General features: G+C 73.4%; 10 protein-coding genes. 6 read left to right on the forward strand and 4 right to left on the reverse strand.

Annotated features, from left to right (window positions below):
- Nucleotides 1-18 precede the first annotated feature (18 nt).
- Both ACGF3H_RS07990 and ACGF3H_RS07995 read left to right on the forward strand, forming a co-directional pair.
- Entirely contained in the window at nt 19-1668 is a 1650-nt protein-coding gene (locus tag ACGF3H_RS07990) for an AMP-binding protein (protein ID WP_362496665.1), read from the forward strand.
- A gap of 188 nt (nt 1669-1856) precedes the next feature.
- Nucleotides 1857-2723, forward strand: coding sequence for a phytanoyl-CoA dioxygenase family protein (locus ACGF3H_RS07995; RefSeq protein ID WP_362496662.1), 867 nt, complete (start codon nt 1857-1859; stop codon nt 2721-2723).
- Nucleotides 2724-2797: 74 nt separating this feature from the next.
- On the opposite strand, the gene ACGF3H_RS08000 is transcribed toward ACGF3H_RS07995, so the two are convergent.
- A complete protein-coding gene (locus ACGF3H_RS08000) occupies nt 2798-4120 on the reverse strand; it encodes a diacylglycerol kinase family protein (RefSeq protein WP_362496659.1) in 1323 nt (440 codons plus the stop codon).
- Nucleotides 4121-4343: 223 nt separating this feature from the next.
- Here ACGF3H_RS08000 and ACGF3H_RS08005 point away from each other — a divergent pair, with 223 nt between their 5' ends.
- The 4 genes from ACGF3H_RS08005 to ACGF3H_RS08020 all read left to right on the forward strand — a co-directional run bounded on the left by ACGF3H_RS08005 (nt 4344) and on the right by ACGF3H_RS08020 (nt 10524).
- Nucleotides 4344-6527, forward strand: coding sequence for a SpoIIE family protein phosphatase (locus ACGF3H_RS08005; RefSeq protein WP_362496656.1), 2184 nt, complete (start codon nt 4344-4346; stop codon nt 6525-6527).
- Between the two features lie 157 nt (nt 6528-6684).
- The gene (locus tag ACGF3H_RS08010) at nt 6685-8031 is read left to right on the forward strand and encodes an MFS transporter (protein WP_362496653.1); all 1347 of its coding nucleotides are present in this window, start codon (nt 6685-6687) and stop codon (nt 8029-8031) included.
- 54 nt (nt 8032-8085) lie between these two features.
- Complete coding sequence (locus ACGF3H_RS08015) at nt 8086-9153, forward strand: zinc-binding dehydrogenase (protein ID WP_362496652.1); 1068 nt, start codon at nt 8086-8088, stop codon at nt 9151-9153.
- 96 nt (nt 9154-9249) lie between these two features.
- Complete coding sequence (locus tag ACGF3H_RS08020; RefSeq protein ID WP_362496650.1) at nt 9250-10524, forward strand: DUF4380 domain-containing protein; 1275 nt, start codon at nt 9250-9252, stop codon at nt 10522-10524.
- A 74-nt stretch (nt 10525-10598) separates the two neighbouring features.
- Here the strand turns inward: ACGF3H_RS08020 and ACGF3H_RS08025 are convergent, their stop codons facing one another.
- The 3 genes from ACGF3H_RS08025 to ACGF3H_RS08035 are packed head-to-tail and all read right to left on the reverse strand — an operon-like array spanning nt 10599 to nt 13170.
- Nucleotides 10599-11486, reverse strand: coding sequence for an SMP-30/gluconolactonase/LRE family protein (locus ACGF3H_RS08025; protein WP_362496648.1), 888 nt, complete (start codon nt 11484-11486; stop codon nt 10599-10601).
- A 29-nt stretch (nt 11487-11515) separates the two neighbouring features.
- Entirely contained in the window at nt 11516-12505 is a 990-nt protein-coding gene (locus tag ACGF3H_RS08030; RefSeq protein WP_362496646.1) for a sugar kinase, read from the reverse strand.
- Complete coding sequence (locus ACGF3H_RS08035) at nt 12502-13170, reverse strand: bifunctional 4-hydroxy-2-oxoglutarate aldolase/2-dehydro-3-deoxy-phosphogluconate aldolase (RefSeq protein ID WP_362496643.1); 669 nt, start codon at nt 13168-13170, stop codon at nt 12502-12504. Before ACGF3H_RS08035 ends, ACGF3H_RS08030 begins: the two co-directional genes overlap by 4 nt.
- Nucleotides 13171-13177 lie beyond the last annotated feature (7 nt).

The following is a 13177-nucleotide window of genomic DNA, read 5'->3' on the forward strand; positions in this document are numbered from 1 at the left end:
GGGTGGGAAGGACGGCAGATGACAGTGGACGAGGGCCGGCGGCGGGAGACGTTCCCCGACGGGTTCGGTACGGGGGCGGACGCGATTCCCGACTCGCTCGTGGCCATCTGGAAGGCACGCGTGGAGAAGAACCCGGAGGGCACGGCGCTGCGCTACTTCGACGGCGTCCTGTCCGCGCGGGAGGTGGATGCGGCGTCGGACGCCCTGGCCGCCGCGTTCGAGGCCCGCGGCACCGGGCGCGGCGACCGCGTCGGCGTGTACCTGCAGAACGTCCCGCAGTACGCGCTGGTGCTCCTGGCCCTGTGGAAGCTGGGGGCCACGGCACTGGGACTCAATCCGATGTACCGGCGCCAGGAGCTCCGCCGCCTCATCGACGACTCCGGGGCGGTCGGGGTCGTCTGTGCGGACACGGACGTCCACGAGACTCTCGGGACGCTGGCCGGGAGCACGGTGCGCTGGCTGGTCAGCACGTCGGCGCTGGACTACCAGTCGAGGAACGATCCGCGGGTCTTTGCGACGACGGAGCGCCACGCTCCGGCCCCGGACGGCGATCTGATGGCGCTGATCGGTGAGTTCGAGGGCCGCAGCCCCTCGCCCGCGGAGCTGACCCGCGACGACGTCGCGTTCCTGACGTACACCTCGGGAACGACGGGGCCGCCGAAGGGCGCCATGAACACCCACGGCAACGTCCTGAGCGTGGTGGCGACCTGCGCGTCGTGGATGGGCGTGCGTGACGGGGACGTCGTGTTCGCCATGGCCCCGCTGTTCCACATCACCGGCGCGGTGGTCAACGCGACGATCTCTCTGCTCACCGACACCATGCTCGTCCTGACGGGCCGGTTCCACCCCGAGGTCGCCCTGGAGGCCTTCGCCGAGCACGGGGTGACCTACACGATCGGTTCCATCACGGCGTACAACGCGATCTACCAGTTGCCGCAGGCAGGACCGGAACACTTCACCTCGGCGAAGGCCCTGTACTCCGGCGGTGCGCCGATCCCGCCGGCCACCGTCGAGCGGTTCCAGGAGCGGTTCGGCGTCTACCTCCACAACGGCTACGGGATGACCGAGACGACGTCCGCCGTCATCGCCGTGCCGCCGGGGGACAGGGCCCCCGTGCATCTGCCGAGCGGCACGCTCTCCATCGGCAGGCCCCTGCCGCACCTCACCGCGCGCGTCGTGGACCCGCACGGCAATCCGGTTCCGAGCGGGGAACAGGGCGAACTGGAGTTGAGCGGGCCGCAGGTGGTGCCCGGCTACTGGGACAAGCCCGAGGTCACCCGCCAGACGATGCCGGAGGGCCGGCTCCGTACCGGTGACGTCGCCGTCATCGACGAGGAGGGCTGGGTCTACCTGGTGGACCGGCTCAAGGACCAGATCAACGTGTCCGGTTACAAGGTCTGGCCGCGCGAGGTCGAGGACGCCCTGTACGAACACCCGTCGGTGCTCGAGGCCGCGGTCGTCGGACAGCCGGACGCCTACCGCGGCGAGACCGTCGTCGCCTACGTCTCGCTCAAGACGGGGCTGAACGCCACGGCGGACGAACTGATCGCCTTCTCCCGCGAGCGGCTGGCGGCCTACAAGTGTCCCCGCGAGATCCGTTTCCTCGCCGACCTGCCCAAGACCCAGAGCGGCAAGATCCGGCGCGCCGAGCTGCGCGGCCCCGCGTGACGACCGCGCCCGCCCGGACCGGCCGTTCGGCCATCGGCTGTGCATCGTGCACCGGGGACCGGGCGAAGCAGGTGCCCGCTGTCGTTCTCGCCGGTGGCCGTGGCTGGCGAGAGTGACGCCCCAAGGCACATGAACGGCGAGGAAACGACGCCCGTCGTCCGCAGTTCACTTCGAGGGAGAGATGTCGCATGACAGCACAGAACGAGCCCCGGACCCTGTCGTCGGTGGCGACCGACGCGCCTGCGGAGGAGATCCTCCAGCTCCTGACCCGCGACGGAGGCGTCATCGTCAGGAACTTCCTGACGCGGGAGCAGATGAACCGCTTCAACACCGAGATCGAGCCGCCGTTGCAGGCGCTCCGCCCGGGCTCGACCCACGAGGACGACATGGTGGCCGCGTTCCACGGCAGCAACACCAAGCGGCTCACGAACCTGGTCACGCACAGCGCCACGTTCCGCAACGAGATCCTCGAACACTCCCTGGTCCACGAGATCTGCGACCGGATCTTCCTCCCGGAGTCGGGCACCTACTGGATGACCACCGCCCAGGTGATCGAGATCGGTCCCCGGAGCCAGGCCCAGATGCTGCACCGGGATCTGGAGAACTGGTTCCCGTTCATCGGGATGGGGCCGGGCGGCCCGGAAGTCACCCTCAACTTCCTCATCGCCCTGACCGACTTCACGGAGGAGAACGGCGCCACCCGGGTCATCCCCGGGAGCAACCACTGGAGCGACTTCGAGGACCGCGGGACTCCTGAGCAGACCGTCCCCGCGATCATGAACGCCGGAGACGCCCTTCTGTTCAGCGGCAAGACCGCACACGGTGGTGGCGCGAACCGGACCGGCGACGAGTACCGGCGGGCTGTGGCCTTCGCCCTCAACCCGGGCTTCCTCACCGGCGAGGAGGCGTACCCCTTCCTGGTCGACATGGAGGTCGCCAGAACGCTCTCACCGCGTGTCCAGCGCCTGCTCGGGTTCCGCTCCCAGTACCCGACGGGCTCCCCCGGCCTGTGGCAGGTCGACTACGCCGACCTCGGCGACCACCTCGGACTCTGAGACGCGCCAGGGGCTCGCGCCCGGCGTCGCGGCGGGGAGCGGGCGGCGCCGGGACCGGGGGGACGGTGACGCGGTCACGTACGGCTCTCGCCCGACGCCGTGTCCGCGGCGGAACCCCACGCGAGGGCGAGCAGCCGCCGCCAGTCGACCGGGGGCGCCGGCGGCGGCACGCCGGGGCGGTCGCGCGGCAGCAGCACCCGGAGCGCGCGGGGCCGTACCGTGCACACGACCGGTGTGCTCAGCCGCAGCGCCTCCCCGTCCACCGCCACCGGGAGCCGCGCCTCCTCCCCGCCCGCCGTCACCGGGGGCCGCGGTCCGCCGTCCGTCACCTCCACCCGCCGGGCGGTCGTCACGGTGAGCCCCGGCGCCTGTGCGCCCCACAGGGCCAGCCCCGCCGCCTGTGCCGCGTTCTCCACCCTGATCCCGATCACGCCCAGCTCACCGTTGTCGAGCACGGGCCGGCGACCACCGCCGCTCAGTTCGTCGGGCGAGACGTACGGGTTGTTGCTGATCAACAGCGCCTGCTGGTCCGTGAGCGGGGCGCCGTCCACCTGCGCGCCGAGCCGTCGCGCGCCCTCCCTGGCCAGGAGGTCCGGCATCAGCTTCAGGGCGGTGCCCGTCTTGGCGTCGCGGTACCGGGGGCTCTGCACGATGTCCGCGTACACGCCGAAGGACACCGTGTTGACGAAGGGACGGCCGGAGACGTCGCCGAGGTCGACCCGGATCTCCTCGCCGTCGGTCAGGGCGTCGAGGCAGCGGGCCGGGTCGGCGCGGTCGAGGCCGAGATCCATGGCGAAGTGGTTGCGGGTGCCGGCGGAGATCACGAGGAACGGCACTCCGTGCTCGGCGGCGACGGCCGCGACCAGTGCCTGAGTACCGTCGCCGCCGGCGACACCGAGCAGGTCGGCACCGTCGTCCACGGCCTTGCGGGCCAGTTCGCCCACATCGGCCGGGGCCGAGGGATCCAGGAGGATCACCCGTGCGCCCAGTCGCTCCGCCCGCCGCACGAGGTCGAAGCGGCCGACCTTGCCCCCGCCCGACTTCGGGTTCATGATCAGCACCGCCCGCTTCGGCCGACGTGCGCGGACGGGCCGCTGCGACCGGGGCGGCCGCGCCCGGTGCAGCGCCGCACGGCCGCAGGCCACCGCCGTCGCCCAGCACAGGCTGGAGACCAGCGCGACGAGCCACAGACCGCTCCGCGCGTAGAACACCAGGACGCCGGCCGGCGCCGCGGCGGCCAGGAACGCGCCGAGCAGCCGCGCCGGACCGCGCCGGGCCACGAACCACCAGATGCCGGCGGCGCAGACCACCAGCCCGAGGATCCCGGCCGCGACGACGAGCAGGCCGCCCCCGCCCAGCGCGAGCAGCAGCACCACCACGGCGGCGATTGCCGCCACCACGGCGCACCACGCGAGCAGCCGGGCGGCCGGCCCGCCCCGCGACCGCGCTCTCCGCGTCCTGTCTATGGCCGCCTCCTGAAGGGTGCTGGTGCGTCCTGCCTCGGGCGGCCCGGCGCAGCTCCGCCGAGCCGCCCGACCAGCACGGTCACCGTCCACGCGGCTCCCGCCGCCCGCGGCCGCCCGAGGGGCGCACGCCGAGGCTCTCCCCTACATTCACAGTATGGGAACCGACGTCGATGCGTTCCTTGGTCAGCTGGCCCGCCACCTCAGGCCACAGGTGGGGAAGCTGGCCGGCCTGGTGCTCCAGCGCCTGAACGGCGAGCTCTCCGAGCTGTCGGAGGAGCGGGACCTCGCGGCTCTGAACCTGGAGGAGACGGCCCAGCACGTCCTCGCTTTTCTGGATCTCCTGGAGAACCGCCCCGGTGCGAGCGCGTCGAACGTTCCTCCGGCCGCCTTGGAAGTAGGCCGTCTCTACGCCCGGCGGGGGATCTCGGTGAGCAGACTCCTCCGTGGCTACCGGGTCGGCCACCTCCGTCTGCTCGAACTGCTGCAGGCCGAGGCGCCGCACCTCACCAGCGACTGGCACCTGATCCACCGGGCCTCGATGAGGCTGGTCACGGTCGGGTTCGACTACGTGGACCGGTCCTCGGAAGAGGTCGTCGCCGCCTACCAGGAGGAGCGCGACCACCTGCTGCAACGTCGGCTCGCCCTCACCGACAGGGCGAGCAAGCGGATCGGGACCACGCTCGACGTCACCCGCACCGCACAAGAGTTGACGGCGGTCTGCATCGAGGACTTCGCCGACCTGGTCACCGTCGACCTCCTCGGCTCCGCCCTCGGCGAAGCGGACGACGCGGGTCCACCACGGGATTCGGCACAGCGCCGAGTCGCCCAGCGCTCGGTCCTCGACGGCTGTCCGGAGTCCCTGCTCCGCGTCGGTGAGGCCCACTCCTACCCCGACGGCTCCGAACCGGTGCGCGCGCTGGCCACCGGACGATCCGTCCTGCACCGCGTCGCGGGAACCGAGATGCCCGCGTGGATGGCACCGTCGGCGTCCCACGGCCGGGTGTTGCGCACCCTCGGCCTCCACTCGGTGCTCCTCGTGCCCGTGCACGCCCGTGGGGACACCCTGGGTCTGGTGCAGTTCGCGCGCCATCGCACCGCGGTCCCCTTCGACGACGACGACCTCCTGCTGGCGCAGGAGATCGTCTCCAGGGCGGCGGTGTCCATCGACAACGCCCGCCGGTACACCCGTGAGCGTTCCACCGCGCTCACCCTCCAGCGAACCCTGCTGCCGCGGCACACGGTGCGGCAGTCGGCCGTCGACACCGCCTCGCGTTACCTGCCCGCCGGGTCCCGCGCGGGGGTGGGCGGTGACTGGTACGACGTCATTCCGCTGTCCGGGGCGCGCGTCGCGCTCGTCGTCGGCGACGTGGTCGGCCGTGGCCTGCACGCCGCCGCCACCATGGGCCGGCTCCGCACAGCCGTCCGCGCCTTCGCCGACATCGATCTCATGCCCGACGAGCTCCTCACGCACCTGGACGACGTGGTCATCCGGATGCAGCGCGAGGAGTCCCGGGACGAGGGGGAGACCAGCGCCACCTGCCTGTACGCGATCTACGACCCCGTCTCCCGCCTGTGCTCCCTCGCCAGTGCCGGCCATGTCCCGCCGACCGTGGTGACCCCCTCGACCGCCGGCGGGGCACCCGGCACCGCCGGCGTGGCCGAGGTGCCCGAGGTGCCGATCGGTCCGCCCCTGGGCCTGGGCGGACTTCCTTTCGAGACGACCGAGTTCGAACTGCGGGAGGGCAGCCTGCTCGTCCTGTACACCGATGGGCTGATCGCCGGCCGCACGCGCGACGTGGACCTCGCGCTCGCCACGCTGCACGGTGTCCTCACCTCGGCGCCGGAGTCGCTGGAGGAGACGTGCGACCGGCTGCTGACCGCGCTGCTGCCCAGCCGCCCCGCCGATGACGTCGCCCTGCTGGTGGCCCGCACCCGAGCCCTCGACCCCGGCCACGTCGCGGCGATCGACCTCCCGTCCGATCCGGCGGCCGTGTCCGAAGCCCGCCGCTTCGCGGCCGACGTCCTGGCGGACTGGGGGCTGGAGGAGATGTCCTTCACCACCGAGCTGGCCGTCAGCGAGCTGGTGACGAACGCGATCCGCTACGGCAGGAGCCCCGTCCAGCTCCGACTGATCCTCCAGTCGACGCTCACCTGCGAGGTGTCCGACGCCGGCAGCACCGCCCCGCACCTGCGCCGCGCCCGGGTCTTCGACGAAGGCGGCCGCGGCCTGCTGCTGGTGGCCCAGCTCACCGAACGCTGGGGCGCACGACACGGTCGTGAGGGCAAGGTCATCTGGGCCGAGCAGACTCTCCCGGCGGGAGTCCGGCCAGGGTCCTGACCCGGACGGTGGCTCGTCCGCCCTGCCGGTGGCCCCCTCGCGAGGACCTCCACTCCGCTGCCACCATTGAAACCCCAGATTAATTCATATTTAATGGCTGCGCTTGCCGCTTCCGGCTACGTCCCCGGCCTGCCCCGGGCCTCAGGAAGGAACCTCGATGAGCACAGCCCCCGGCGCGCCGACGATGCCGCGCAGCGCGCTGCCCCGGGTGGAGCGCATAGGCATCCCCCGCCCCCTGATGTGGGGATATGTCGCGGTCCTGATCTTCATGATCGGTGACGGCGTGGAGTCCAACTACCTGGAGCCGTACCTCCGCGACAGCGGCTTCACCTCCTCCGGCGCTGGTCTCGTCATCAGCGTCTACGGCGCCTTCGTCGCCCTCGGCTCCTGGCTCTCCGGCGCCCTGTCCAACGTGTGGGGACCGCGCCGTGTGATGCGGACCGGCGCGGTGCTCTGGATCGTCTTCGAGGTCCTCTTCCTCACAGCGGCCCTCCCCAGCGGGAACCAAGCCCTCGTCTACGTCTTCTACGGCCTGCGCGGCATCGCCTATCCGCTGTTCGCCTACGCGTTCCTGCTGTGGATCCAGCTCACCGCCCGCAAGGAACTGCGCGGTTCCGCCGCGGGCTGGTTCTGGTTCGCCTACAGCGCGGGACTGCCGACCATCGGCTCCGCCATCGCCGCCGTCAGCATCCCGCTGGTCGGCGCCTACTCCACCTTCTGGCTCTCCCTGGGACTGGTCGCGGTGGGCGCGGCGATCGGCTCCTTCGCCGTCAAGGAGGCCCGCGGCACCCGGCCGATGGTGGACACCACGGCCCCGGACTTCTCCTTCCGGTCGGAACTGCTGCGCGGCGTCAGTGTGCTCAAGCGCCATCCGCGCATCGGTGTCGCCGCGGTGGTCCGGATGATCAACACGACGCCGTACTTCGGGTTCTTCGTCTTCCTGCCGTCGTTCTTCACCGACGACATCGGCATCAGCGAGTCCAAGTACCTCGCCCTGGTCACCTTCATGGGCGTCATCGGCATCCTCGCCGACCCGTTCTTCGGCCGGATCAGCGACCGGCTGGGCTGGCGCTCCACCATCGCCTGGGCCGGCGGTGCCGGCTGCGCGCTCGGCGTGGCGCTCGTCTACTGGGTACCCCAGCTCGCGCCCGGCAACTACGCCGTCGCCCTGCTGGCCACGGTCGTCTACGGCATCATGCTCGCCGGGTACATCCCGCTGTCCGCGCTGCTGCCGTCCCTGGTGCCCGAGGAGGACAAGGGCAACGCCATGGGCATCTACAGCCTCGCCGCCGGACTCTCCACCTTCGTCGGGCCCCTGACGTACTCCGTCGTCGACCCCCTCGTGGGCCACACCGGCGTCGTCATCGTCTACATCTGCATGTACCTGGCCGGCGCCCTGCTCACCTGGCGCTACCTCGACGTACCCGAGGACCCGGGGTCGCGCCGCGCCGGTGACGCCGTCACCGCGGCCTCCCCCGCCCTGAAGGACCTCCAGTCGTCCTGACCGGCCGTGCCCCCGTGCCCCGCACACCCCGTACCCGAAGCAACGAGGAACGACATGAGTACGAACTCCGACACCGCCACGATGACCGGCGCCTTCCTGCCCGGTGACGGCACCGTCGACCTGCGCGCGACGCCCCGCCCCCGGGCCGGCCACGGCCAGGTCGTCCTGCGCACGCGCGCCTCCGGGATCTGCGGCAGCGACATCCACTACATCTACAACGGCCACATCGGTGAGGGCGGCGCACGCTACGACGACGTGGTCGCCGGGCACGAGCCGGCGGGCGAGGTCGTCGAGGTGGGCCCCGGCTGCAAGCGGCTCGCGCCCGGCGACCGGGTCGCGGTCTACCACATCTCCGGCTGCGGCCAGTGCGACGAGTGCGCGCGAGGCTACTTCATCGGCTGCACCTCCGAGTCCCGCACCGCCTACGGCTGGCAGCGCGACGGCGGCCACGCCCCGTACGTCCTCGCCGAGGAGAACACCTGCGTCCCGCTGCCCGAGCCGCTCACCTACGTCGACGGCGCCTTCATCGCCTGCGGCATCGGCACGGTCTACGAGGCACTCTCCCGGATCGCGCTGAGCGGGGCGGACCGACTGCTGGTCACCGGGCTCGGCCCGGTCGGCGCGGCGGCTGCCATGGTCGCCCGCGCCTTCGGCGTGCGCACCGTGTACGGCGCCGAGGTCGTCCCCGAACGGATGGCGTGGGCCCGCTCGCTCGGGCTGTTCGACGAGGTGCTCGACTCCTCCGCCGAGCCGCTGGACCGGGTACGGGAGCTGACCGGTGGCACCGGCGTCGAAGCGGCCGTGGACTGCTCCGGTCACCCGGCGGCCCGCTCCCTCGCCCTCAAGGCGCTGCGGGTGCGCGGCCGGCTCGCGCTGGTCGGCGAGGGCGGGCAGATGAGTCTCGACGTCTCGGACGACGTCCTCCACAAGCAGGTGCTGATCTCCGGTTCCTGGGTCACCTCCGTGCAGGGCATGACCCGGCTGGCGGAACTGCTCGCCCGGCAGGGACTGCACCCCGAGCGGCTGGTCAGCGACCGGTTCCCGCTCACCGAGGCACAGCGCGCCTACGAGGCCGCGGCCGGTCGCGCCGCCGGCAAGGTCTGCCTCGTCTTCGAGGACTGACCGCACGCGCCGCATCGTTCCCTCCCTTCCGCACGGCCCGGACGGCAGTGACTCCACCGCTGCCGTCCGGGCCTGTTCTTTCCGAGGAGCACCTTCGTGAGCAGTACACCCGCACACCGACCCGGCGAGGGCCGGGTCCGCGCCGTCCGGCGGGCGCGCGCCGGACACGACGTCGTGGAGGTGGACAACGGCCTGATCAGCCTGGTGATCGCCCCCGAGCTGGGCGGCCGCATCCTGTCGGCGGTCCGCAACGGCCGGGAGTTCCTGCACCGGAATCCGGAGCTCCTGGACGACACGCTGGGCGCCCGGAACCCGTCGACCGTCGCAGCGCACGACGGCCCGATGTCCGCCTGGCACAACTGGGGCGGCGACAAGACCTGGCCGGCCCCGCAGGGCTGGTCGGGACCCGAGGAGTGGGCGGGCCCCCCGGACCCCGTCCTGGACTCGGGGGCGTACGCCTGCGACGTGGACGTCGCGGACGACGGTTCGCGCGCCGACGTCGTTCTCACCAGCGGCGACGATCCGCGTACCGGCCTGCGCCTGACCCGCCGGATCACTCTCGCCGCCGGCCGGTGCGACTTCGGGCTGCGGCTCGGCGCCCGGAACATCTCGGCACGGACCGTCCGGTGGGCCCTGTGGAACGTCACCCAGTTGCCGGGGCACCCCGCCGAGCAGCCGGGGGACGGAGTGTGGCTGGGGACGGCCGGGTCCGGCACGCCCGACACCGTCGACCTGGTCGCGGGCACCGGACGGCCGCGCGTCGAGCGCCACGGCGACCTGCTGCACGTCCCGGCGCAGGACGTGGTCGGCAAGGTCGGCTTCCCCGGTGCGGCCGGGTGGATCGCCCACGTCGGCCCGGCGGGCACCTGGACCTTCCGCTTCCCGGTCGACCCCGGCGCTCCCTACCCGGACGACGGTGCGCGGGCGGAGGTCTGGATGGAACACCCGCTGGACGAGCCGTTGGGGCACCTCGGGGGCCTGCGGCCGCGCCACCGGGTGGTGGAGTGCGAGGCGCTCGGCCCGTACCGGGAGCTGGCGCCCGGCGGCACCACCGCGTTGGACGGCACCGTGTCCCTAGGTCCCCGGCTCGGCGCGGTGACCTCGGTCGGCGCGCACGCCTGGTGGAGCGAGCCGCTCACCTGCTCGGAGGGGAGGGTGACCGGCGTGTGCGTGCCGGCGGGCGGCGGTCCGGCGGCCCTGCTGGTGCGGGACACGGCCGGCCGGGTGCTCCGGCGGCAGTCCCTCGCCGCGTGCGGGGCGGGTACGCCCCTGGTGCTGGACGTCCGGTTGCCGGCCGGTCCGGACGCCGCTCGCGTGGAGGTGTGCTGCGGGGGGAACGTCCTCGGAGCGGTGGCGGTGCCGCCCGGCTGACTCCCGCCCGAACGCCTGTGCCCGGCATCTCGGGGCCGCCGAGGTGCCGGGCACGGATGTCGGAGACACGGCGGTCAGGACACCGTGGGGCGGTAGGCGGCCGTCGGCAGTCCGGGCACCTCCACGCGGGCCCGGAACACGGCCCCGTCCAGCGGCCCGGGCGCGGCGAGTCCCACCCGGGCCGTCGTGACGTAGAGGGTGCGCCCGTCGTCACCGCCGAGGCAGAGACCCGCGGGCTGGGCGACCGGCAGGCGCAGGACGGTCGCCAGAGTGCCGTCGGGCAGGTAGCGGCGGACCTCGCCCGCACCCCAGACCGCCGTCCACAGGGCGCCTTCGCGGTCCACGGTCATACCGTCGGGGCTTCCCCCGGTGACCCGGGCGAACTCCTCGCCCTCGCCGAGACCGCCGTCGCGCGGGTCCACCGGGTAGCGCCGGACGAGACCGCGCGCGCTGTCGGCGAGGTACATCGTGGCGCCGTCCCCGTCGAAGGCGGGGCCGTTGGGGACGGTGATGTCGTCCAGGGCCCTGGTGACCGTGCCGTCGGGGCCGGTCCGGTACAGGGAGCCGGCCCCGGGTGTCCCGTCGTAGGCCATGCTCCCGGCCCAGAAGCGGCCGTGCGGGTCGGCACAGCCGTCGTTCATGCGCATCGCCCTCGACGCGTCCCGCTCAGGGTCGGCCAGCCACTCGGGGGCCGTGCCGGGGGTGAGCAGGCAGATGCCGGTGCCGGCCGCCGCGATCCAGGTGCCGGGCCGGCCCGCGACCGGGGCCACCGCGCCGAGCGGCACGTCCAGGCGGGCGAGGGGCCGCAGGGGGGCGGCGCCGTCGCCGTTCGGGTCGTCGCCGTCCGGGGTGAGCAGGCGGCCGGTGAGGATGTCGACGCAGACGAGCCGGCCGTCCGCCCAGCGGACGCCCTCGCCGAGCTCCAGGCGGTCCGGTGCGCCCAGGGGCGTCAGTTCGGTCATGGTGCGGCGCTCCCGGTGGTCGTGGACGGTCAGCGGATCGTGGAGCCCGGGGCTGCGGCGAGCAGGCCCAGTTCGTCGCGGCGGGGCAGGCCCTCCCAGTCGCCGTCCGACGCGACGGCGAACGCGCCGAGGGTGTTGGCGCGGTCGAGGCGTCCGTCCGGGGGCAGCCCGTCGAGCAGTCCGGAGAGGTAGCCGGCGCAGAAGGCGTCGCCCGCTCCCACCGTGTCGCGTACGGGCACGCGCAGGGCCGGGACCGTGCAGCGGGAGCCGTCCCGGTCACGGAAGGCGGCTCCCTCTCCCCCGCGTTTGACGACCACTTCCCGTACCCCGGCCGCCAGCAGCGCGTCGACGGCGTCCTCCTCGCCTCGCGGCCGCCGGGTGAAGGCGCCGGTGGCGACGGGGAGTTCGTCGTCGGAGGCGATCAGGACGGTGACGTGCTCCAGCAGCGGCAGCAGGGCCTTGCCCGCGTCCTCGGCCGTCCACAGGCGCCGCCGGTGGTTGACGTCCAGGGCGACGGTCCAGCCGTGGGCGTGCGCGTGGGCGGCGGCCTCGCGCACCGTCTCCAGCGGGCCGGGGCCGAGGGCGCAGGTGATGCCGGTCAGGTGCAGGACGCGGGCGCCGGCGTCCAGGGCGGGCGCGAGATCGGCCGGGGTGAGCAGGGACGCGGCGGAGTGGCGGCGCCAGTAGTGGACGCGGACCAGGTCGGCGACGCGTCGCTCGCGGAGCATGCCGCCGGTGGGCGCCTCGGGGCGGACGCCGGCGTGGGAGGTGTCGACGCCTTCGCCGCGCAGGGTGCGCAGGATCAGCCGGCCGGGTTCGTCGTCTCCGACCAGGCCCGCCCAGGCGGTGCGGTGGCCCAGCCGGGCCAGGCCGATGGCCACGTTGGACTCGGCACCGGCGATGGTGGTGCGGGCCTCGGCGCCGATCGCGAGCGGCCCGGGCAGTTGCGCGGCAAGCATGGTCTCGCCGAACGTGAGGACGTCGGCGGTGGTCCTCCCGGTGTGCGGGCCGGTGCTCATGCCTGCCCCCGCGCGGTGTCGCCGCCGCAGAGCGCGACGAAGCGGCGGGCGCGGTCCCGCAGGGCGTCCAGGTCACCGCCGCGCGCGGCGTCGCCGACCAGCGGGGAGCCGACGCCGACGGCGATGGCTCCGTGCGCGAGGTACTGCTCGGCACCGGTCAGGTCGACCCCTCCGACCGGTACGAAGGGCAAGTCCGGGAAGGGGTCGCGGAGCGCCTTGAGGTAGGCGGGGCCGCCGAGCGAGGCGGGGAACAGCTTGACGGCGTCGGCACCGGCGCGGCGGGCGGCGACGGCCTCGGTCGGGGTGAGGGCGCCGGCCAGGACCGGCAGGCCGGCGCGGACCGAGGCGGCGACGGACTCGGTGAGCGCGGGAGTCACGATCCAGCTCGCGCCGGCCTCCCGGGCGAGGGCGACGTCGTCCTCGGTCAGCACGGTGCCCGCTCCGACGAAGGCCGAGGGGCCGGCCTCGGCGACGGCCCGGCGGATGACGTTGAGGGCGTCGGCCGTGTTGAGGGAGACCTCGACGAGGGACACGCCCTCGTCGAGCAGGGCCAGGACGGTGCGCAGCGCGGCGTCGGCGTCCGGGCCGCGCACGATGGCGGCCAGCCGGGTGCGCCGCAGCACGGCGGAGAAGTCGTCGGTGGCGCAGGTCTGCGGGGCGTTCATGTTCACG

The organism is Streptomyces sp. NPDC048185, assembly GCF_043202495.1.
Classification (GTDB): Bacteria; Actinomycetota; Actinomycetes; order Streptomycetales; family Streptomycetaceae; genus Streptomyces.